Consider the following 20,963-nt stretch of genomic DNA (forward strand, 5'->3'; position numbering starts at 1 on the left):
ATCTGATCGAATAGAGCCATGCCTGATTACCGTGAAAAACTGTGGCCCAACGCCTGGGCCTTCATCGTCACCGCTCTGGTGATACCAGCGAGCATTCTCGTGCTCGTGCCGATCTCCCTGTTCGCCGGCATTGTCACGGCCGCTGTTCTGTACGGCGGGTGTGTGGTGCTGCTCGTGCTGGCCTCACCGGTCGTGCGCGTGCAGAACGGCGAGCTGGTCGCCGGCCCCGCCACGATTTCGACCGCGTTGCTCGGCGAAGCGATTGTCTTCGAAGCGGCCGAAGCCACCCAGGAGCGTGGTCCCCGGCTGGATGCCAGGGCCTGGCTGCTCATTCGCGGGTGGATCGCCCCCGTCGTGCGTGTTCCCATCGTGGATGCGACAGATCCGGCGCCGTACTGGGTCATCTCCAGCCGTCACCCAACAGAGTTGGCCGCCGCGATCAATGAATCGCGAACGGCCAACGTGGGGTAAAAGCTGAAGCTTAGGAGTCGCACTCCAGGCAGACAGTGCCGAGCTTGGTCTCGTGTCCCATCTGCGAGCGGTGCTTCACGAGGAAGCAATTCACGCAGGTGAACTCGTCGGCCTGCGCGGGCAGAACGACGACATCGAGGTCCAGGTCGGACAGGTCGGCGCCCGGAAGGTCGAACCCACCGGGGTTGTCGGAGTCGTCGACATCAACGCTGCCGGACATCTTGTCTGGCACACGTTCCTTAAGGGCCTCGATCGACTCAGAGTCGTCTTCAGTCTTTCGGGGTGCGTCGTAATCGGTTGCCATGCCCATCCATTTCAGTTACGCCGATAAACGAAATCGGCGGGCACAGTTTCCAACAATCCGGACGGAATAGCAAACCGCCCGCCAACCTTTTTATTCGGACACGAAGAAACAACTTGCGGCACGCCCGGCGTATTCCCGCAAAAAGGCACCAACCCGTGGCAGTCTTGCAACCAACGGTAATCGCGAGAGGGCTTGTCTTCATGCAGGAATTGAAGGTTATTGGGGTTGAGAACGGTGCGCTGCTCGCAGCGTCCGAAGATGGCGACCGGTATCGCATCGCCATTGACGAGGTTCTCCAGTCCCGGCTTCGCCAAACCCAGACGGAACGAGTCAACGCTCCGAAACTCTCCCCGCGGGAAGTCCAGGCGCACATTCGCTCCGGCATGTCCGCCGAGGATGTTGCCGCGGTCACTGGCGCATCGCTCGAATACGTGCGCCGGTTCGAAGGCCCGGTCGTGGCGGAACGCGAATACATTGTCTCCTCCGCGTTGAGCGTTCCGGTGCACACCGCCATCGATCCGGACCCGATCGACGAGAACGTCAACTTCGGCAGCGTCATTCGGGAGCGCCTCGCCTCCCTCGGTGCCACCGGTGAGCGCTGGGCGAGTTGGAAGGAGCCCGGCGGCGGGTGGATCGTCAAGCTGTCGTTCACCGCCGACGAGATCGATCACGACGCCCGCTGGGGTTTCGAACCGAAGAAGAATTCCCTGTCGCCGGTCGGCAGCGAGGCCGTCGCACTGTCCCAGCAGGGCGAGCTGAAGGGCTCCCTGATTCCGCGCCTGCGCGCTGTCGGCTCGGAGACGAGCGACGCCGACGTGTCGCGGTTCGACAGCAACGCCTTCAACTTCAAGGAATCCCTCGCTGACGAGATTTTGAACGACACCAGCCCCAACCTGGAGGCAGTGCCGTACTCCCGCTCTCTGAGCCGGGACGACGCGGTGTCCAAGGCCGCGATCAAGCGCGCTGCCGAGCCGGCCTCGAACATGAGCGAAACCGCCGACCTTCTGGAATCCCTGCGTCGCCGCCGCGGCGAACGCGAGGCGGCGTTGAGCGGGGAGGCGGCATCCGTTTTGGTGCCGGTACCCGCACAGCCGTTGCGCCCGCGTCGGGCGACACCGGCCGACGCTGCCGGCACGGAGGCAGCGGTCACAGATGAGTCCAGCGCCGCGCCCGCCACCACGCCGGAGCCGACCGGCAACGCCTGGGCCAACCAAGCCGCCAGGGCGCAGGAACGCACCAACCACGGCCGCACAACACCCAAACGCGGCCGAGCCTCGATGCCGAGCTGGGACGAGATCGTGTTCGGCGCTCGCACCGACGACGACCTCGGCTGAGCCCAACCCAGCTAGCCGGCCAGCCAGGTGTAGCGACGCTGCGGGCGGCCGGTCTGGCCGTAACGCAGGCTGACCGACGCCTGACCGGCGGTTACGAAATACTCCAGGTATTTGCGAGCGACTACGCGCGACAGGCCGAGCAGTTCGGCGCACTCCGACGCGGCCAGGTCCGGGTCGCTGGCCGCCAGCGCGGCACCGGTCAGCGCCGCGGTCTCCTTGCTCAGGCCTTTCGGCAGGGCGGAGACCTCTCGGTCGACCGGCCGAGCGGACGCCCGCCCTAAGGCTTGGTCGAGATCGCTCTGGCTGAGGTCGCCGCTGCTTCCGAGCAGTTGACGGCGCTCGGCGTACCCGACCAGCCGAGACTGCAGCTCGGTGATCTTGAACGGTTTGAGCAGGTAGCTCACGATGCCGCCCTGCAGCGCGGCGGTGACCATCTCGGCTTCCCGGGCGGCGCTGAGCACGAGGAAATCCACGTTGCGCCCGGCTTCTCTCGACTGACGAATTACGTCGAGGCCGGTCATATCTGGCAGGTACATGTCAAGGAGCACGAGCTGCGGGGCCTTATGATCAATCTGGGCAAGCGCGTCGGACCCAGTCGCCGCGACGCCGATCACGGTAAAGCCGCGCTGCTGCGCCACGATGCGTTCGTGGGCGCGTGCCACCATGAAGTCGTCGTCGACGATGAGCACGTCACACACGGGTTTGCTCCTCATCCACGGTCGACTGGGCCGGGTCGATGGGGAGCAGGGCCTCGAACACTGTGCCATTCTCGTTCTGATAGCTCACCGTTCCCCCCCGTCGCGTCGCAACGAGGCGCACAATCGCGAGTCCGTAGCCATGAGTATCGGCGGCGCCCGGCGCCGATTTGCTAGTCACGCCCACGTCGAACACGTGGTCGACCAGGGCGTTATCGATGCCGGGTCCGGAATCCCGCACCCGCACCCGCACGGCACCGGGTGGCGCGCCGGTCTGCACATCGAGACGCACGCTGCGCTCACGGGCTCCGGTCACCGCGTCGAGCGCGTTGTCAACCAGATTTCCGATCACCGTCACAAGGTCGCTGGACAGGTCTGCATCGATCCGGCTCAGGGCAGACTCAGCCGACAGCACGAGAGTCGCCCCGCGTTCGCGCGCCAGCGAGGTCTTGGCGATCACGAGTGCGGCCACGGCCGGCTCCTGCAGGCGGGTCAGCACCGAATTATCCAGCTCGGTGCGGTCGCGCGTAACGGCGTCGACGTATTCGACCGCGGCATCGGTGTCGCCGAGCTGCATGAGCATTGAAATGGTGTGCAGCCGGTTGGCGAACTCGTGGGTTTGCGCGCGCAGGGTGTCGGTGGCCTGTCGGCTGCTGCCCAGGTCGTGCTGCAGCGTGACCAGCTCGGTGCGGTCGCGCAGGGTCGTGACGACCTCTGGCCGCGACCGGGGCGGGTAGATGAGCGTCCGGTTGAGCACCAGCAGCACCCCGCGGTTCACAAAGACGCTGTCGATCTCGCCGACATCCTGCTGTCGCAGCGCCAGCACGGCTTCGGCGTCGAGGCCGACCGCGTCGATCGCCCGGCCTTCGGCGTCAGCCGGCAGACCGAGCAGGGTGCGCGCGCTGTCGTTGGCGAGCGTTATTCGTCCGTCGCTGTCGACGGCGATCACGCCTTCCCGAATGCCGTGGATCATCGCATCCCGATGCTCGACCAGCCGGCCGATCTGCTCCGGCTCGAGGCCGAGGGTCTGGCGTTTGACCCGGGCAGCCAGCAATAGCGAACCGGCAATACCGAGCACCCCGGCAACCCCGACGTAGGTGAGCAGGTTCGGCGCCGCGCTCGCGAGCAGCTCGGCCACGGCCGGGAACTGCCGGGCGGCGACGACCGACCCAACGACCTCTCCCGAGTCCGCGATCACCGGCACCTGCGCGACCACGTAGTCGTTCGTGCCGATCGGGGCGACGCCGGCCCAGGCGGCGTCGGACTCGTCGGGCGTTGGATCGATGGCAAGAACGGCCCCGAGCAGTCTCGGATCGGCCGGTGAGGCGATAATGCGGTCGGCGGCATCCGTAACGAGCAGCTGGTCGACCCCGGTTGTCGTGCGGAGCGCCTCGACCGGCAGGGAGAATTGCTGGGGCACAGCTCGGCGCTCGAGCAGGCTGCGCACGAGCGGGTTGGCGGCGGTGTACTCCGAGACCGTCAACATACGTCGCTGGGCGCCGCTGGTGAAGCTGCTGCGGGACTGCTCGAGCGAGATGGCCGTAACGGCGACGAGCACGAGGGCGATCAGGCTTAATTGAAACAGCAGGAGCTGCCGGGTCAGGCTGAGGCGGCTCGAACGGATGCCCGGCCCGCGCGGGCGCGGCATCCGGTCTCGTCGATCGTCTCTGGCCATAAGAAATAATGGCTCATTGCGGGGTCAAACCGAAATTGCCCAGGCCAGCCGGTACGCAACCACAAGCTACACAACGTTCACTAACGCCACAAGTTGTGTCGGATAGCTCTCACCACGCAGGCTGATCCCGGCCGGCAAAGACGCTCGCCAGAAATCGAAGAGGATTTGAAGCATGCCAATCACAGCACGCACCATGCGCCCCCGTCGAACGGCGGGCACAATTTTTCTAGCCGGGGCAGTCGTTCTGGCCCTCAGCGCCTGCGGAGTCACGAGCGCCAAGAACACCGAGGCCGCAGTAGGCGGCCCGATCGAGAACCTTCAGGTCATGATCCCCAATGCCCCGGGTAGCGGTTATGACGTCACCGGCCGCGCCGCGGTCAAGGTGATGGATGACCTGGACCTCGCCACCGGCACCGAGGTCACCAACCTGGCCGGCGCCGGCGGAACCGTTGGCCTCGCCCGGACCCTGACCGAAACCGGCAACGCCAATTTTCTGCTCATGATGGGCCTCGGCGTCGTCGGCGCCGCGTACACCAACGAGGGTGACGCCAAGGTCGCCGACGCGACCCCGATCGCTGGCCTGATCGAAGAGGCCGGCGCCATTTTCGTCGCCGCCGACTCCCCGTACCAGACCATCGATGACCTCGTCACCGCGTGGAAGGCCGACCCGTCCACTTTCGCCGTCGGCGGCGGTTCCTCCCCGGGCGGCCCTGACCACCTGCTGCCGATGCAGCTCGCGGATGCCGTCGGCATCGACCCGACCGCCGTCAACTACGTCGCCTACGACGGCGGCGGCGAACTGCTCCCGGCCATCCTCGGCGGCAAGCTGCAGTTCGGTGCATCCGGCTACGGCGAATTCCTCGAGCAGGTGAAGTCGGGCGACCTGCGCGTGCTCGCCGTCACGAGCGAAGAGCGCGTTCCGGTCATCGACGCCCCGACCCTGACCGAAGAGGGCATCGACCTGGTCTTCACCAACTGGCGCGGACTCCTGGCAGCACCGGGCCTGACCGACGCGGAAATCGCTCGTCTCGTTGACGCTGTCACCGCCATGCACGACAGCCCCGAGTGGAAGCAGGTTCTGGAAGACAACAGCTGGACCGACGCCTTCATCACCGGCGATGACTTCAGCACCTTCCTCACCGAGCAGGACACCCGCGTCGCCGACGTGCTGAAGACCCTGGGCCTGGTCTAAGCATGACCGCCCCCACTACAGACGCGGAATCCGGGCTGCAGGGCCGCCTGCAGGGTCGCCTGCACGGTCGCTCCGAGCTCGGAGTCGCCGCCCTGCTCGCCGTAATCGCGATCGTGATCGCGGTCGACACCGCGAACATCCGTCACACCGCCATCAACGCCGGCGTGATGGGACCACAGGTTGTTCCGACGATCATTGCGATCGGCCTGGGCCTGTGTGCGATCGCCCTGGCGATCTCTGTGCTGCGGGGCGGCCACGCCGACGCCGAAGACGGTGAGGATATCGACCTCACTCAGAAGGCCCACTGGCCCACCGTCTTCGGCCTTGGCGGCCTGATTCTCGTGTTCGCCCTCACCATGGACTTTCTCGGATTCGTCATCGGCAGTGCGCTGCTGTTCTACGGCTCCGCCCTGCTGCTCGGCTCACGGCGCTTCATCTGGGCGCTCGTGATCGGCATTCTTCTCGCCGTCGGAACGTTCTACGGCTTCGTACTGGGCCTCGGCATCAACCTGCCGGCCGGCCTGCTGACGGGAATCCTCTAATGGAAAACCTGACCCTGTTGATGGAGGGATTCGGCAACGCGCTGACCCTGCAGAACCTGCTGTTCGCCCTCATCGGTGTGCTGCTGGGCACCGCCGTCGGCGTGCTGCCCGGAATCGGCCCGGCCATGACCGTGGCGCTGCTGCTGCCACTCACCTATGCGCTCGACGTGACCGGGGCGCTGATCATGTTCGCCGGAATCTACTACGGCGGTATGTATGGCGGGTCGACCACCTCGATTCTGCTCAATACCCCGGGCGAATCCTCGTCGGTGGTCACAGCGCTCGAGGGTAACAAGATGGCCAAGGCCGGCCGCGGCTCACAAGCACTCGCGACCGCCGCAATCGGCTCCTTCGTGGCCGGCACCCTGGCCACCATCGCCCTCGTTTTCGTCGCTCCCTTCGTGGTGGCGATCGCGATCGGACTCGGCGCTCCCTCATACTTCGCCATGATGGTCTTCGCTTTCGTAGCGGTAAGTACCGTGCTCGGCTCGAGCCGCATTCGTGGGCTCGCCTCGCTGTTCATCGGGCTGACCATCGGCCTGGTCGGCCTCGACGTCACCACCGGCCAGCCGCGGCTGACCTTCGGGCAGCCACTGCTCTCCGGCGGCATCGACGTCGTCGTCATCGCCGTCGCCCTGTTCGCCGTGGGTGAAGCCCTCTGGATCGCCGCGCACCTGCGCCACGGCACACCCCCCACGATCCCGGTCGGGGTGCCGTGGATGGGCAAGGACGATTGGAAGCGGTCCTGGAAACCGTGGCTGCGCGGCACGGTCATCGGCTTTCCATTCGGTGCCATTCCGGCGGGCGGCGCCGAGATTCCAACCTTTCTGTCGTACGTGACGGAGAAGAAGCTGTCCAAGCATCCGGAGCAGTTCGGCCACGGCGCCATTGAGGGCGTGGCCGGCCCTGAGGCGGCCAACAACGCCTCAGCGGCCGGCACGCTGGTGCCACTGTTGACCCTTGGACTACCAACCACGGCGACCGCCGCGGTGATGATCGCCGCATTCAACCAGTACGGCATTCCCCCGGGACCGCTGCTTTTTCAGACCCATCCGGTGCTGGTCTGGACGCTGATCGCAAGCCTGTTCATCGGCAACACGCTGCTGCTCGCCCTCAACCTGCCGCTCGCACCACTCTGGGCGAAACTGCTGCGCATTCCTCGGCCGTACCTCTATGCTGGCATCCTGTTCTTCGCAACGCTTGGTGCCTACGCCGCTGACATGCAAGCATTCAACATTGTGCTCCTGCTGCTTCTGGGCGCACTCGGCTACATGGCTCGGCGCTTCGGGTTTCCGGTGCTGCCGATCATCGTCGGCGCCATCCTCGGCCCGGAGATGGAACGCCAGCTGCGCCGCGCACTGCAGATCAGCGCCGGGGACCCGGCCGCACTGCTGAGCGAACCGCTCGCGGTTGTCGTGTATACCGTTATCGTGGTGTTCCTCGTGGTTCCGCCGGTGATCAAGGCGCTGCGTCGTCGGTTCGGTCGTGGGGCAGGGCCGACTGACGGGCCCCCGGAAGAGGAGTTCGATGCCTTCGGCACCCAGACCTCCGATGGTAGCGCCCGGGTGATTCGGGCCGTGCGCCCGAGTCGGCGCGGAAAGTAACGCGAGCGTACTTCACGCCTGGGCGAATGCGGCGCGGGAGTTGAGCATACTGGTGTCATGCCAGCTGCTCTCTCCCTCGCCGACGTCGTTCGTCTGCGCCTCTGTGCCCAGGGTCTGGCGGGCGACCCGTTGGCGAGTGCCGTCGAAGTCGCCGAGCGGATGCTGGCGGTGCAGGCCCAGGACTACCCGGCCGGACAGTGGGCCCTTGGGGTGCGCTCCCCCGGCACGACGCGCAGTCAGCTGCAGACATCCGTTTCGACGGGTGAAATCGTGCGATCCTGGCCGATGCGCGGCACGCTGCACTTTGTGCCGGCCCGGGAACTGGGCTGGATGCAGGGCCTGACGACCCCACGGCTACTCAAGAAGACCCGCACCATCAACGCGCGGCTCGGTCTCGACACGGCCGTGCTGGAGCGGGCGCGGGAAGCCGCGATCGCCGCCCTGACCGGACAGAAACAGCTCAGCCGGGCCGACTTCATGACCATGCTGCAGGCGTCCGGGCTGTCGACCGACGGCCAGCGCGGCTACCACATGATCGCGCACCTCGCCCTGACCGGAACCCTGTGCTGGGGCCGCCAGATCGGCACCCAGCAGGGGCTCGTGCTGCTCGACGAATGGGTGCCGAACCCACGCAGGCTCGAGCGCGACGAAGCCCTCGGCGAATTCGTGTACCGCTATTTTCTGGGCCACGGTCCGGCGACCCTGGCGGACTTCGTCTGGTGGTCGCAGCTGACCGTCGCCGACACGAAAATCGGCCTGGCCGTGGCTCGGGAGCGCCTCACCGAGGTGCAGGTCGACGGCGGCGCCCATTTTCTCTCCGACGAAACAGCGGATGCCGCAGCGCCGGCTGGCCTGCGCCAGCACACGCCGGTGCTCGCACTGCCCGGGTTCGACGAGTATCTGCTCGGGTACCGGGATCGCACGCCCGTGATCTCCACCGAGAACCTCACCCGGGTTGTTCCCGGGCTGAACGGCATCTTTCTGCCGCTCGTAGTCACGAACGGGCAGATCGTGGGCACCTGGGTCAAGAAAATTTCCGCGGTGGGGGTCACCGCCGAGGCCGCGCTGTTCGAGGAGCCGAGCACAGCCGCGGCACGGACGAGGGCGGAGAAGGCGCAGCGCGGCTTCGATCGGGCCGTCACCGACTACGCCAGGTTTCTGGAGCTGCCGGTTCGGCCGGTACCGACGCCGAACCGGTGAGAGCCGGCATCCGTCTCACTGTGCGGTCTACGGGTTAGCCTTGACCAGTGAAACTAACCTCGGCCCTGCGCATCTCCAAACGACTCCCGATGCTGCAGGTCGTCAAGATGGCCGTCGCCGTCGGCCTGGCCTGGATCGCCTCCCAGCTGCTGCTACCGAGCGACCTCCCCATTTTCGCTGCGATCGCGGCCCTGCTCGTGGTGCAGCCGAGCGTCAATCAGACCCTCGGCCGCGCGATCGAACGCACCGCCGGGGTCATCGGCGGCGTCATCATCGCCTCGTCGATCGGGTTCTTCCTGGGCGAGTCCAGCTGGGTCGTGCTCGGCACGATCGTGGTGAGCATCCTCGTAGCCTGGGCGCTGCGACTGTCACCGGTGTCGGCCAGTCAGATTCCGATCAGCGCCATGCTCGTCCTCGCCCTCGGCGCCACGACGCCCGGCTACGCCCTCGACCGCATCTTTGAGACCTTCATCGGCGCGGGAATCGCCCTGATCATCAATGCGCTCATCGTTCCCCCGGTGCTGGTCGCGCCCGCACGCGACGCCGTCGGCCTGCTGGCTCGCGAGCTGGCCGACACCTTCGACCGCATCGCGCAGGCGCTGCGCACCGCGCAGACACCGATCGACCTGATGGAGCTGATGATCAAGGCCCGGCTGCTGCGGCCGATGCTGGTGTCGGCGGAGAAGGCCATCGCGCAGGCCGAGGAGAGCCTCATGCTCAACCCGCGCAAGGCCAAGCTGCGGGTGGCGCTCGACGCCGATCACGACATGATCGTGCGGCTGCCGACGCTCGTGACCCGCGCGATCGGCATGACCCGCGCCCTGCACGATCACTACGACGAGTCGCTGCAGTACGAGCCGAGCGTTCAGGCCTTCTCCCGGGAGCTGGCGCGGGCGGCGCACGACCTGGCGCTACTCGCCCGAGCGGAGGGCGACCCCTCGGTCGTGCCGCAACCGCTGGCGCCCGAAGTGCTCGCCCTGACCGCGCCGCTGCGCATCGTGACGCCGCACCCCGACCACTGGATTCTGATCGGCTCACTCATGGAAGACCTGCGCCGGGTGCGCGAAGAGATCGTCGGCGACCGCGCCTGAGCGCGGTCGCGGTCGGGCCCGTTAGAGCACCTTGGAAAGGAAGTCCTGGGTGCGCGCTTGTTGCGGGTTGCCGAACAGCTCGGCCGGGGTGCCCTCCTCGACGATGACGCCGTCCGCCATGAAGATGACCCGGTCGGCGACCTCGCGGGCGAAACCCATCTCATGGGTGACGACGACCATGGTCATGCCCTCGGCGGCCAGGTCGCGGATGACCTGCAGTACCTCGCCGACCATCTCGGGGTCGAGCGCGCTCGTCGCCTCATCGAACAGCATGATATCGGGGTTCACTGCCAGCGACCGGGCGATAGCCACACGTTGCTTCTGGCCGCCGGAGAGCTGCGCGGGCCGGGCCGTCGCCTTGTCGGCGAGGCCTACCCGGTCGAGCAGTTTCAGTGCGGTGGTGCGGGCATCCGCTGTGGATTCCTTCTTCAGCTCGACCGGGGCAAGCATGATGTTCTGCAGCACGGTCATGTGCGGAAACAGGTTGAAGTGCTGGAACACCATGCCGATGTGCTGACGCACCTCGTTGAGATCGACCGTTTTGTCACCGAGGTTGAAGCCGTCGACGATGACCGTGCCGGCGCTCAGCTCATCGAGCTTATTGAGGCAGCGCAGGAAGGTGGATTTACCGGATCCGGAGGGGCCGATGACGCAGACGACCTCACCCTCCAGAATCTCGACGTCGAGGCCTTTGAGTACCTCGTTGGAGCCGAACGACTTGCGGAGACCCGTGACGCTGATCTTGCTCATTTGTTGAACCTCTTGTCGAGCTTGTTGGAGAGCATGGTGAGCAGGTTGATGACGATGAAGTACAGCGCGGCCACGATCAGCAGGGTCTCACCGGTGCGGAAGTTCGCGGCATAGATCTGCTGGCCCTGGTAGGTGAGTTCGGCGAATCCGATCACGGCCAGGAGCGAGGTGTCCTTCAGGGTCATCACGAACTGGTTGATGAACGACGGCGTCATGATCTTGACGGCCTGCGGCAGCACGACGCGGCGCATTGTCGTGACGTAGCCGAGGCCGAGGCTGCGACCGGCCTCGGTCTGGCCCGGGTCAACCGACTGGATGCCGCCGCGTACGATCTCGGTCATGTAGGCACCGGCATTGAGGCTCAGGGTGAGCACACCGGCGGTGAGCACGTCGATGGACTGCCCGGTGAGTTGCGGCAGGCCGAAGTAGAAGAAGAATGCCTGCACGAGCAGCGGGGTGCCGCGGAAGATGCTGACGTAGACGCTTGCGATGCCGCGCAGCACACGGCTCTCCGAGACCTTGAAGAAGCCGAACAGCACACCCAGCACGAGGGCGATCACAATGGAGAGCGCGGTCGCGAGCAGGGTGAGACCGAGGCCCTTCATCAGGGCGGGCAGGCTGTCGCTCAGCAGGCCGAAGAAACCGGATGCTGCGACGGGTGCCGGCTGCTCCAGGTAGGAATCAAGAATGGCCTGGTACTCGCCGTTGCTCTTCAGTTCGGCCAGCCCGGTGTTGAAGGCGGCGAGCAGTTCTGGGTTCTGGCCCTTGTTCACGGCGAAGCCGTAGGAACTGCCCTGTTCCTTCTCGGTGACCGACTTCAGCCCGTTGTTCTGGCTGATGCCGTAGGCGAGCACGGGGTAGTCGTCGAAGACCGCAACGGAGTTGCCAGCCTTGACGTCGTCGTACATGGTGGCGGAGTCGGCCAGGGCCTTGACGGTGAAGCCGTACTCGTCCTTGATCGAATTGGCGAAGGTCTCGCCCTCACTGCCGCGCTTGGCGACGACGGTCTCGCCGGCCAGGTCGGCGTACCCGGTGATCTTCGTGTTGTCCTCGGCGACGGCCATCTGCACGCCGGAGTCGAAGTACGGGTCGGAGAAGTCGAAGATGAGCTTTCGCTCGTCGGTGATCGACATACCGGCGATCACGCCGTCGACCTGGTTGGACTGCAACGCCTGCAGAGCAGCGTCGAAGCCGAGCGACTTGATCTCGACGGTGAAACCCTGGTTCTTCGCGATGTCGCGAATGAGGTCCATGTCGATGCCGGTCAGTTCACCGTCTTTGCGGTACTCGAACGGTGCAAAAGTGGTGTCGGTGCCGATGATGTAGGTTTCGCCGGTGACCGCAGTGTTCGGCTGGGCTTGAGGCTGGCTGGCGGCTGCGGCGCTGATGCCGACGAATCCGCCGGCGAGAGCCAGCAACGCAGTGACGGCGACCGCGAGCTTTCCCGACCGGAATTCAGTTATTTTGCGCAAAGGAGAACCATTTCTTGTCGTACGACCTGCTCGCACCTGGCGGCTACAGGGCTGTTCGCGCCGATCGACGCTGATCTACCGGGTAGCGGATGCTACACACCTGTCGAAAGAGCCTACCTCGGGCGCGCCCCACCACGGTTTTCACCGATCTTCAGGCCGGTCAGGCAGATGTGTCTACGAGCTGACGGCAGCGTGCGCATCGATCCACAGGCCCAGGAGCACCGCCGCGGCTGGACCGGTGCTTGCTTCACGAAACCCGGTACCGGCCCAGAGGGCGAGCCCGTCGGCATCATTGCGGCGGGCGGCATCCGCTCTGAGGCCCTTGGTGAGGTGATGCACCTGCGGATACTCGTGCGCCGCGCTGGCATCGTGGGCGGTGATGAACGCGTTGCTCAGGCCTCGCGCCGGCCGGCCGGAGAATGCCCGGGTGACGACTGTATCGGTGAATCGCACATCGACCAGGGCGTCCTGGTGGGCAGGGTTCGCGCCAGACTCTGCCGTGCGCAGAAATGCCGTGCCGAGTTGCACGGCCGCGGCGCCGTTGGTCAGCAGCGACGCGATCTGCCCGCCCGAGTGGATGCCGCCCGCCGCGATCAGCGGCAGCGTCACCACCTCGCGAATCGCGATCAACAGCTCACCCAGCGGCATCACGCCCGGTTCGTCGCTGGTACTGAACGTCGCCCGGTGCCCGCCGGACTCCGGCCCCTGCACGCAGAGCGTGTCGACGCCACGGGCTTCGGCCTGGAGGGCTTCGGCCACCGAGGTGACGGTGGCGATCAGGAACGAACCGGCCGCGTGCATCCGCTCGACGGCGTCGACAGGAGGCAGGCCGAAGGTGAAGGAGACCACGGGAACCTGGAGGTCGATGACCACGTCCACCTTCTCGGCGAACCAGTCGGTGTCGGCGTCGGCGATCTCGCCGAACGTGGCGGCGGGGTACTCGCGGGCGAGCGCATCGCGGTAGGTCTCGACGGCGCCGCGGTCCGTGATCGGTCGCTGCGGAATGAACAGGTTGACGCCGAAGGCGTGCTCGGAGCGCTGCTTCAGATCGGCGATCTGCTCGGCCAGGGTCGAGGGCGTCTTGTAGCCGCCTGCAAGAAAACCCAGGCCGCCGGCCTCGCTCACGGCGAGGGCGAGGTTCGGAGTCGAGGCTCCGCCGGCCATCGGGGCAGCAATGACGGGAATCTCAAGGGCTGTAAGGGTGAACACGGAAACTCCTCAATAGATTAGACCGCTGTTCCATCTATTGGAATAATGATCTATTTGGCGCCAAGCGCTGGCGGCGGGCCCGAATCAGCCCGTCCCCTCTTGCACCTTGGCACAGATCGGGACGGCGCCATGACCGCTGGGGCATCCGCTCTAGAGTCGCACCGACCCGGCCATCGCTTTCAACCGTTTCCGATAGTCCTTCCACCATGCCGCGTCGGCGGGTCTCGATGGTCGCGGCGGAGTGCTCGCCGACCCTCCGGTACAGGTCGGTCACCCAACCCCTGGATTGCTCGGGCGTTGCCCACATATCCGCATTGATCTCGGCCTCATCGTGGAGCCAGGGCAGTGCCTCACCGACCAGAGGACAGGTAGTGCAGCAGCGACGGCGTGCACCGCGGCGAGTCCGTCGACCTGTGGCTCGACAGCACGGACTCACGCCCGGCGTGACTCCTCCGAGGGCTCGCGGTCGGGCTCGCCGACGAGGAGGAGGTTCACGGGGCGAGAGGACGACATCGGCCCGATGGCCTGGCCGCACCGGCGGCGATACGACACGTTCCGCCCCGTGGACGTTGAACGTCAACGTCGACACGACAACTTCGGCCCGTGAGCGCCCGCCAAGGGGTCGAACATGGCATCTCGCCAAAACGATGGGGCCGGAGTGGTCATCTCGCGGTAACGCAACTCGACCGCAGCTCAGGCCGTTCGAGACGCGTAACTTTAGAGCATGAATTCCGTCTCCGTCTCCCCCGGCGTGTTGGAGTGGGCCGCCCGCGAGCTTGCCGTCAGCGAGCTCCACTGGGTGCGCACGCTTCCCGGCGGCACCCACGCCACCACGAACGTCATCGGCACGTCCACGGGCAGCGAGTTCGTGCTGCGCCAGTTCCCACCCGGTGATGACGCTGTGCGCCGCGAGATTGAAGTGCTCGCCGGGCTGGGCGATCTTGGTGAGCTGGCACCGCAACTGCTCGCCGCCGACCCAAGCGGTGCCCAGAACGCATACCCGCTCATCGTCACGACGCTGCTGCCCGGTCGGGCTTCAATCACCCCGCAGGACCCGGAGGACTTCGCACGGCAACTCGGGGAGGCGCTGGCGCGCATCCACGCTGTGGCCGTTGATACGTCGCTCCCCGACCTGTTCACCGAGCCAGCGGCCACGTCACCGCTGCACGCGGTCTGGACAGAACTCCGCGATGCACCCCGCGTGCTCACCCACAACGACTTCTGGTCTGGCAATACTGTCTGGCATGAGGGCCACCTGACCGGGATCGTGGATTGGTCGGGAGCCGGACGCGCGCCGCGCGGCTACGACCTGGCTTGGTGCCGCCAGGACCTTGTCTTCCTTTACGACGTTACGGTCGCCGAGGAATTCACTCGCGCCTACGACGACGCCTTCGGCTCCCCCACCCCCGAGGTCGGCCGCTGGGACCAGTTCGCCGCCCTGAAGGCCTACCCCCGGGTGGAAACCTGGGCGCCCAACTATCAGGACCTCGGCCGCACCGACCTCGACGGTGCCGAACTGCGTCGACGCCTGACCGAGTGGATACTCCTGCTGGCTCGTAAACGAAGCAGGGCCCCACCGAAGTGGGGCCCGCTCACGAGAAAGCTACGGGTTACGCGTTGAGCGCGGCCTGCAGTTCGAGCGTGATGGTGACCTTGTCGCCGAGCAGCATGCCGCCGGTCTCCAGGGCAGCGTTGTAGGTGAGGCCGAAGTCTTCGCGGTTGACCTCGGTCTTGGCCGTGGCACCGAACTTGTAGTTGCCGTAGGGGTCTCCACCGAAGCCACCGAACTCGAACTCGAACGTGGCCGGCTTGGTGACGCCCTTGATGGTGATGTTGCCGTCGACGAGGTACTCGTCCTTCACCATGCGCACGCCGGTCGACACGAAGTCGATGGTCGGGTAGGTCTCGGCGTCGAAGAAGTCGCCGGTGCGCAGGTGACCGTCGCGGCCCGGCTCGTTGGTGTTGATCGAGACAACCTGGGCGGACGCGGTGACGCTCGTCTGCAGGGGGTTCTCGCCGGTGACGAAGGTGGCGTCGAAGTCATCGAACGTGCCCTTGACCTTGCTGATGACGATGTGGCGAATGCTGAAGCTGACGGAGCTGTGGGTCTTGTCGATGGTCCAGGTGCCGGCCTTGTAGCCCGGGATGCTCAGTACGTTGGTGTCGCTCATAGAAGTTCTCCTCAAGTTTGTGGGCCCAGGAATTGTCGCCCTCGGATACATGCAAGTGCATAGAAGACGGTCGTATTCCCCAAAAGACAAATATTCATGTCCCCCTATTCGGGCGTTCAGACGAGACCTAAACTCAGCCCGACCGAATAGGCTCACCCTGTCACGGGGTTCTGCGTGTTCATTGGGAGGTAGCGGTGAGGAGACGACGCTCACCGAGCATGCAGGGGGTCGCCGGCGAGGGCATCCTGATCGCTGCCGGAGGCCGCGCCATCCTGCTGCAGCTGGCCAATCCGCCGATCGGGCACGGTGTGGCCGACCACAGCGACTTCGCCGCCCGGCCGCTCGACAGACTGAACGGCACCCTCAGCTACGTCTACGCGATCGTGTTCGGCAATGCCGAACAGGCCGAAGCGATGACCGCTCGAGTCAACCACGCGCATGGTCCGGTGCACTCCGAAGGCACGACCCCAAAGTACAACGCCTTCACCCCCAAACTGCAGCTCTGGGTCGCCGCAACGCTGTACGAATCGGCCACCCACCTGCACGGCCTGGTCTACGGGCCCCTCGATGACGACACCGCCGACGCGGTCTACCGGGAGTATTCCCGCCTGGGCACGTCGCTGCAGGTGCCGCCGCAGCTCTGGCCGAGCGACCGGGCGGCATTCGGTCGCTATTGGAACGAGCAGCTGGCGCTCCTCACCACGGATGCCGCCACTCGCGCCGTCGCACACGAGCTGCTGCACTCCCGCACCGCCCCACTCTGGTACCGCGCCGCCCTCCCCCTCGCCCGGCTGATGACCGCCGGGCTGCTGCCGCCAGAGGTACGACGACTCTACGATCTGCCCTGGTCTCGGCGACGCGAGCGCCGGTTCGAGCGGGTGTTGGGCGGCATCCGTTTGATCTATCCGCGCTTGCCTCAAGCGCTGCGCCACTGGCCGAAGAATCATTACCTGCGCGCCCTCCACGCTTCCGCGCTGGCGCCGGTAGTGTGAAAGCTCATGACGCAGCCGCAGACTCCCCACCCCGGACTCGACAGCACTGATCGCCAGATCATCGCCGAGCTCAGCCGTGACGCCCGCCTCTCCATGCGTCAGCTGGCCCTGCAGGTGCACATCTCACGCACCGCAGCCCACACCCGGGTACAGAAACTGATCAGCCACGGTGTGATCACCGGTTTCGGCGCCCAGACCGACCGCAAGGCGCTCGGTCTCAACGTGTCAGCGCTCGTCGTCGTGAAGATCGGCGACGTGGCCTGGGGTGAAATTGCCGCGCAGCTTGCGCAACTGCCCTTCGTCGAGAAGGCCCAGGCCGTGAGCGGCGACATCGACATTATTCTCACCGTCAGCGCGCCCGATCACGAGCAGCTCAGCCAGGCCATTCTGCGCGATATCCACACCATGCCGGGAGTGATCTCGACCCGGTCACACCTGATTCTCGACGAGATCACCGGGCACGCTCCCGGCGCCACCCCGGACGCCTGGCACTGATTCACGAGTTTTCACAGCCGTTTGGCCGCCGTCTGGCAGCGGATCGGCCAATCGTTCACAACTGCGAAAAAGAGCAACCGCGCCGATAAAAAGGGCGCACCATTACCTCATGAGCCTCAATGTCGAGAACCCGAGTTTGACCGCCGTTCTGGCACCCCCACCGCTGCGTTTGATCGACGATCAAGGCCGCGCGGTGCCGCAGCACGAGAGCGGTGGATTCCGCCTGCCGACCGTGGAGACCCTTCTCGATCTGTACCGCCAGATGGTCGTGGCCCGCCGATTCGACGTGCAAGTGACCGCCCTCACCCGGCAGGGCCGCCTCGCCACCTACCCCTCCGCGCTCGGCCAAGAGGCCTGCGAGATCGCCGCGGTCGCGTCGCTCGCACCGCAGGACTGGCTGTTTCCCACCTACCGCGACAGCATCGCGCTGCTCACCCGCGGCGTCGAGCCGAAGGATATTCTCGCCTCCTTCCGAGGCGACTGGCACAGCGGCTACGACTACCAGCAGCACCGCATCGCCCCGCAGGCCACCCCCCTAGCCACCCAGGCGCTGCACGCCGTCGGCCTCGCCACCGCCGCGAAGCTCAAGCGCGACGACACCGTGGCCCTCACCCTGCTCGGTGACGGTGCCACGAGCGAGGGCGACGCCCACGAAGCATTCAACTTCGCCGCCGTCTGGCAGGCCCCCGTCGTGTTCGTCGTGCAGAACAACCAGTTCGCCATCAGCGTGCCGCTCGACAAACAGATGGCCTGCCGCACCATCGCCGACAAGGCGATCGGCTACGGCATGCCCGGCTACTACGTGGACGGCAACGACGTCGCCGCCATGTACGCCGTCATCTCAGCGGCCATGGACCTCGCCCGCAGCGGCGGAGGGCCCACGCTGATCGAGGGTCTCACCTACCGCATCGAAGCCCACACCAACTCGGATGACCCGACCCGCTACCGCACGACCGCCGACGTCGACCTGTGGCGCGGCCGCGATCCGATCGAACGCCTTGAGAAGTATCTCGTCTCCCAGGGAGCGCTCACCGAGGAGGTACGGGCGTCGATTCTGGCCGACGCCGAGACTCTCGCCACCACCACCCGCGAGTGCATGACCGAGCAGGCGGTCATCGATCCGCTCGAACTGTTCGAGCACGTCTATTCCACTCCGCGGTCAGCCCTGGCCGAGCAGCGCGCCTTTCTGGCGACCGAACTCGACGGCGATGCCGCGGCATCCGCCATAGCCAACGAAGAGAGCGCCCGATGAGCCCGCAGCAGACCCTGGAAACCGGCACTGCGGTGCGCGCACCCGAAAGCCTCACCATGGCCGCGGCGCTCAATGCGGCCATTCGCGACGCGATGGTCGATGACCCAACGGTCGTTCTGTTCGGCGAAGACGTCGGACCGCTCGGCGGCGTGTTCCGGGTTACCGACGGGCTCTACGCCGAATTCGGCGAGACCCGGGTGAGCGACTCACCGCTGGCCGAGGCCGGCATCGTCGGCACCGCGATCGGCATGGCCATGTACGGCCTGCGCCCGGTCGTCGAAATGCAGTTCGACGCGTTCAGCTACCCGGCGTTCCAGCAGATCGTGTCGCACGTGGCGAAGATGCGCAACCGCACGCGCGGCAAGATCCCGCTGCCGATCGTCATCCGCATCCCCTATGCCGGCGACATCGGCGGGGTCGAGCACCACTCCGACTCGTCCGAGGCCTACTGGACGGCAACCCCAGGACTCACCGTGGTGAGCCCGTCGAACCCGGCCGACGCCTATTCCATGCTGCGCGAGGCAATTGCGAGCGACGACCCGGTCATCTTCATGGAGCCGAAGAGTCGCTATTGGAGCAAGGCCTCCCTCGCGCTGCCCGTGCAGACCGAGCCCCTGAACCGGGCCGTCGTGCTGCGGGAGGGCACCGACGTCACGCTCATCGCGTACGGTCCGACCGTGAAGACGGCTCTCGCCACCGCCGAGCAGGCCGTGGCCGAGGGGCTCTCGGTCGAGGTCATCGACCTGCGCTCGCTGTCGCCGTTCGACGACGAGACGGTGGGGGCATCCGTTCGTAAGACCGGTCGCGCCGCGATCGTGCACGAGGCCGCCCAGTTCGGCGGGTACGGCGCCGAGGTTGCCGCCCGCCTGACCGAGCGCAACTTTTTTTACCTGGCCGCGCCCATTCTGCGCATCACCGGCTTCGACATTCCGTACCCGTCGCCCAAACTCGAGGAGTACTTCTTGCCCACCCCCGACCGCATCCTGGCCGCACTCTCCACCTGGGAGTGGTCCTGATGAGCCGCGAATTTCTGCTGCCCGACCTCGGTGAGGGTCTCACCGAAGCCGAGATCGTCGCCTGGCTGGTCGCTCCTGGAGACGTGATAGCCATCGACCAGGCCGTGGTCGAGGTCGAATCGGCCAAGTCCATCGTGGAACTGCCGTCGCCCTACGGCGGCGTTGTGGCGAGCCTGTTCGGTGAGCCAGGGCAGGTCATCCACGCCGGTCAGGTGCTGTTGACGGTTGCCGATGCCGAGGCTGCAGATGCTGGCGACGCACCGGGTACACCGGTCGCCGTCGGCGTTCCCGCCGCCATGGCGACCGCCGCCCCGACCGAGGGGTCCGGCGCCGTGCTCGTTGGCTACGGAACCACCGAGAGCACCCGACCAGCGCGGCGAGTTGCGGCCGGCCGGTTCGGCGCCCCGCGGGCAGCGGATGCCCCCGCACCGGCAGCTCCGTCCGCACCGACACCGCCGGTCGCAGTGACGCGCGCCGAGCGCCCGACCGAGGTGGCGGCATCCGTTTCTCTCGCCGCCGTTTCAAGCGCGGATGTTTCGCCCAGCACGGTCGATCCCATCCGCAGATCCCCCGTCGTGTCGCCGATCGTACGCCGACTGGCGCGCGAGAACGGGTTTGATGCCAGCATGCTGGCCGGAAGCGGACGGGATGGTCTCGTGCTGCGCAGTGACGTCGAGGATCACATTCACCACCTCAGCATGCCGGCTGCAATGCCGGGCGCGGTACTACCCGCGGTGCCGGCCCAGCCGAGCGCGCCCGCACCCGCCGCCTCCGACGTGAATGCGGATATTCGCATTCCCATTTCCGGGCTGCGCAAGGTCGTCGCGGAGCGACTGACCACGTCGCGGCGGGAGATTCCCGAGGCCACCATCTGGCTCGACGTCGACGCGACCGCCCTGTTCGCAGCGCGAGATCAGCTGCTCTCAGCCACCGGAGAGCGGTTCAGCGTGACGGCGCTCATCGCGCGATTCGTCGTGGCCGGCCTGCGGCAGTTTCCGGTGCTGAACTCCTCGGTCGACAACGCGAGCCAGGAGATCCTGCAGCACGGCGCCGTGAACCTCGGCATTGCCGCGCAAACCTCGCGCGGGCTGATGGTCCCGGTCATTCACGGCGCACACGCGATGAGCACCCGGCAGTTGCGCGACGCCATCGCCGCCCTCGTGGCCCAATCCCAGGGCGGCACCTTCGCGCCGAGTGCGCTGACCGGCGGAACGTTCACCCTGAACAACTTCGGGTCGCTCGGCGTCGACGGTTCGGCGGCGATCATCAACCATCCGGAGGCGGCGATCCTCGGCATCGGGCGCATGATCGAACGGCCGTGGGTCATCGATCACGCACTCGCGGTGCGTTCTGTCGTTGAGCTGTCGATGGTATTCGATCACCGTGTCTGCGACGGCGGAACCGCCGCGGGGTTTCTCACCTACGTGGCCCGCTGCATCGAAAACCCGGTGAGTTTGCTCGCCGATCTGTAGGGGTACAAAAGAAGCACCTTCGCATG

General features: G+C 66.3%; 20 protein-coding genes. 13 read left to right on the forward strand and 7 right to left on the reverse strand.

Annotation, left to right across the window (positions count from 1 at the left end):
- Nucleotides 1–18: 18 nt before the first annotated feature.
- A complete protein-coding gene (locus tag QMF22_RS10260) occupies nt 19–471 on the forward strand; it encodes a DUF3093 domain-containing protein (protein WP_283453166.1) in 453 nt (150 codons plus the stop codon).
- A 10-nt stretch (nt 472–481) separates the two neighbouring features.
- Here QMF22_RS10260 and QMF22_RS10265 read toward each other — a convergent pair whose 3' ends face one another.
- Nucleotides 482–775: a DUF4193 domain-containing protein gene (locus tag QMF22_RS10265; protein WP_092112645.1), complete on the reverse strand. Its 294-nt coding sequence runs from the start codon at nt 773–775 to the stop codon at nt 482–484.
- A gap of 200 nt (nt 776–975) precedes the next feature.
- Here QMF22_RS10265 and sepH point away from each other — a divergent pair, with 200 nt between their 5' ends.
- Complete coding sequence (gene sepH, locus QMF22_RS10270) at nt 976–2,109, forward strand: septation protein SepH (protein ID WP_283453172.1); 1,134 nt, start codon at nt 976–978, stop codon at nt 2,107–2,109.
- 11 nt (nt 2,110–2,120) lie between these two features.
- Here the strand turns inward: sepH and QMF22_RS10275 are convergent, their stop codons facing one another.
- Nucleotides 2,121–2,807, reverse strand: a complete 687-nt coding sequence (locus QMF22_RS10275; RefSeq protein ID WP_283453174.1) for a response regulator — start codon at nt 2,805–2,807, stop codon at nt 2,121–2,123.
- Nucleotides 2,800–4,479, reverse strand: coding sequence for a sensor histidine kinase (locus tag QMF22_RS10280; RefSeq protein ID WP_283453176.1), 1,680 nt, complete (start codon nt 4,477–4,479; stop codon nt 2,800–2,802). The genes QMF22_RS10275 and QMF22_RS10280 overlap by 8 nt, the downstream gene beginning before the upstream one ends.
- Nucleotides 4,480–4,672: 193 nt before the next feature.
- On the opposite strand from QMF22_RS10280, the gene QMF22_RS10285 reads away from it, so the two are divergent.
- The 5 genes from QMF22_RS10285 to QMF22_RS10305 are packed head-to-tail and all read left to right on the forward strand — an operon-like array spanning nt 4,673 to nt 10,108.
- Nucleotides 4,673–5,671 (forward strand): Bug family tripartite tricarboxylate transporter substrate binding protein, encoded by a 999-nt coding sequence (locus tag QMF22_RS10285; RefSeq protein ID WP_502846936.1) that lies wholly within the window; start codon nt 4,673–4,675, stop codon nt 5,669–5,671.
- A 2-nt stretch (nt 5,672–5,673) separates the two neighbouring features.
- Nucleotides 5,674–6,213 (forward strand): tripartite tricarboxylate transporter TctB family protein, encoded by a 540-nt coding sequence (locus tag QMF22_RS10290; protein WP_283453181.1) that lies wholly within the window; start codon nt 5,674–5,676, stop codon nt 6,211–6,213.
- Nucleotides 6,213–7,817 (forward strand): tripartite tricarboxylate transporter permease, encoded by a 1,605-nt coding sequence (locus QMF22_RS10295; protein ID WP_283453182.1) that lies wholly within the window; start codon nt 6,213–6,215, stop codon nt 7,815–7,817. The genes QMF22_RS10290 and QMF22_RS10295 overlap by 1 nt, the downstream gene beginning before the upstream one ends.
- Nucleotides 7,818–7,874: 57 nt before the next feature.
- On the forward strand, nt 7,875–9,017 hold the full coding sequence (locus QMF22_RS10300; RefSeq protein ID WP_283453185.1) for a winged helix DNA-binding domain-containing protein: 1,143 nt from the start codon (nt 7,875–7,877) through the stop codon (nt 9,015–9,017).
- A gap of 47 nt (nt 9,018–9,064) precedes the next feature.
- Nucleotides 9,065–10,108, forward strand: coding sequence for an FUSC family protein (locus QMF22_RS10305; RefSeq protein ID WP_283453187.1), 1,044 nt, complete (start codon nt 9,065–9,067; stop codon nt 10,106–10,108).
- 21 nt (nt 10,109–10,129) lie between these two features.
- Here the strand turns inward: QMF22_RS10305 and QMF22_RS10310 are convergent, their stop codons facing one another.
- From QMF22_RS10310 to QMF22_RS10320, 3 genes are all read right to left on the reverse strand, one after another.
- Nucleotides 10,130–10,858, reverse strand: a complete 729-nt coding sequence (locus QMF22_RS10310; RefSeq protein WP_283453189.1) for an amino acid ABC transporter ATP-binding protein — start codon at nt 10,856–10,858, stop codon at nt 10,130–10,132.
- Nucleotides 10,855–12,330, reverse strand: a complete 1,476-nt coding sequence (locus QMF22_RS10315; RefSeq protein WP_283453192.1) for an amino acid ABC transporter substrate-binding protein/permease — start codon at nt 12,328–12,330, stop codon at nt 10,855–10,857. Before QMF22_RS10315 ends, QMF22_RS10310 begins: the two co-directional genes overlap by 4 nt.
- A 174-nt stretch (nt 12,331–12,504) precedes the next feature.
- The gene (locus QMF22_RS10320; protein ID WP_283453212.1) at nt 12,505–13,539 is read right to left on the reverse strand and encodes a nitronate monooxygenase; all 1,035 of its coding nucleotides are present in this window, start codon (nt 13,537–13,539) and stop codon (nt 12,505–12,507) included.
- Nucleotides 13,540–14,263: 724 nt separating this feature from the next.
- On the opposite strand from QMF22_RS10320, the gene QMF22_RS10325 reads away from it, so the two are divergent.
- A complete protein-coding gene (locus QMF22_RS10325) occupies nt 14,264–15,160 on the forward strand; it encodes a phosphotransferase family protein (protein ID WP_283453213.1) in 897 nt (298 codons plus the stop codon).
- Here QMF22_RS10325 and QMF22_RS10330 read toward each other — a convergent pair.
- The gene (locus tag QMF22_RS10330) at nt 15,150–15,710 is read right to left on the reverse strand and encodes a YceI family protein (protein ID WP_283453215.1); all 561 of its coding nucleotides are present in this window, start codon (nt 15,708–15,710) and stop codon (nt 15,150–15,152) included. The two genes, QMF22_RS10325 and QMF22_RS10330, sit on opposite strands and share 11 nt — an antisense overlap.
- Before the next feature lie 194 nt (nt 15,711–15,904).
- On the opposite strand from QMF22_RS10330, the gene QMF22_RS10335 reads away from it, so the two are divergent.
- The 5 genes from QMF22_RS10335 (at nt 15,905) to QMF22_RS10355 (ending at nt 20,937) form a co-directional block, all read left to right on the forward strand.
- On the forward strand, nt 15,905–16,702 hold the full coding sequence (locus QMF22_RS10335; RefSeq protein WP_283453217.1) for an oxygenase MpaB family protein: 798 nt from the start codon (nt 15,905–15,907) through the stop codon (nt 16,700–16,702).
- Between the two features lie 6 nt (nt 16,703–16,708).
- Entirely contained in the window at nt 16,709–17,197 is a 489-nt protein-coding gene (locus QMF22_RS10340; protein ID WP_283453220.1) for an Lrp/AsnC family transcriptional regulator, read from the forward strand.
- 109 nt (nt 17,198–17,306) lie between these two features.
- Nucleotides 17,307–18,449 (forward strand): pyruvate dehydrogenase (acetyl-transferring) E1 component subunit alpha, encoded by a 1,143-nt coding sequence (gene pdhA / locus QMF22_RS10345; protein WP_283453223.1) that lies wholly within the window; start codon nt 17,307–17,309, stop codon nt 18,447–18,449.
- Entirely contained in the window at nt 18,446–19,465 is a 1,020-nt protein-coding gene (locus QMF22_RS10350; protein ID WP_283453225.1) for an alpha-ketoacid dehydrogenase subunit beta, read from the forward strand. The genes pdhA and QMF22_RS10350 overlap by 4 nt, the downstream gene beginning before the upstream one ends.
- The gene (locus QMF22_RS10355) at nt 19,465–20,937 is read left to right on the forward strand and encodes a dihydrolipoamide acetyltransferase family protein (RefSeq protein ID WP_283453226.1); all 1,473 of its coding nucleotides are present in this window, start codon (nt 19,465–19,467) and stop codon (nt 20,935–20,937) included. Before QMF22_RS10350 ends, QMF22_RS10355 begins: the two co-directional genes overlap by 1 nt.
- Nucleotides 20,938–20,963: the final 26 nt, after the last annotated feature.

This window comes from Cryobacterium sp. PH31-L1 (assembly GCF_030063145.1).
Lineage (GTDB): Bacteria > Actinomycetota > Actinomycetes > Actinomycetales > Microbacteriaceae > Cryobacterium.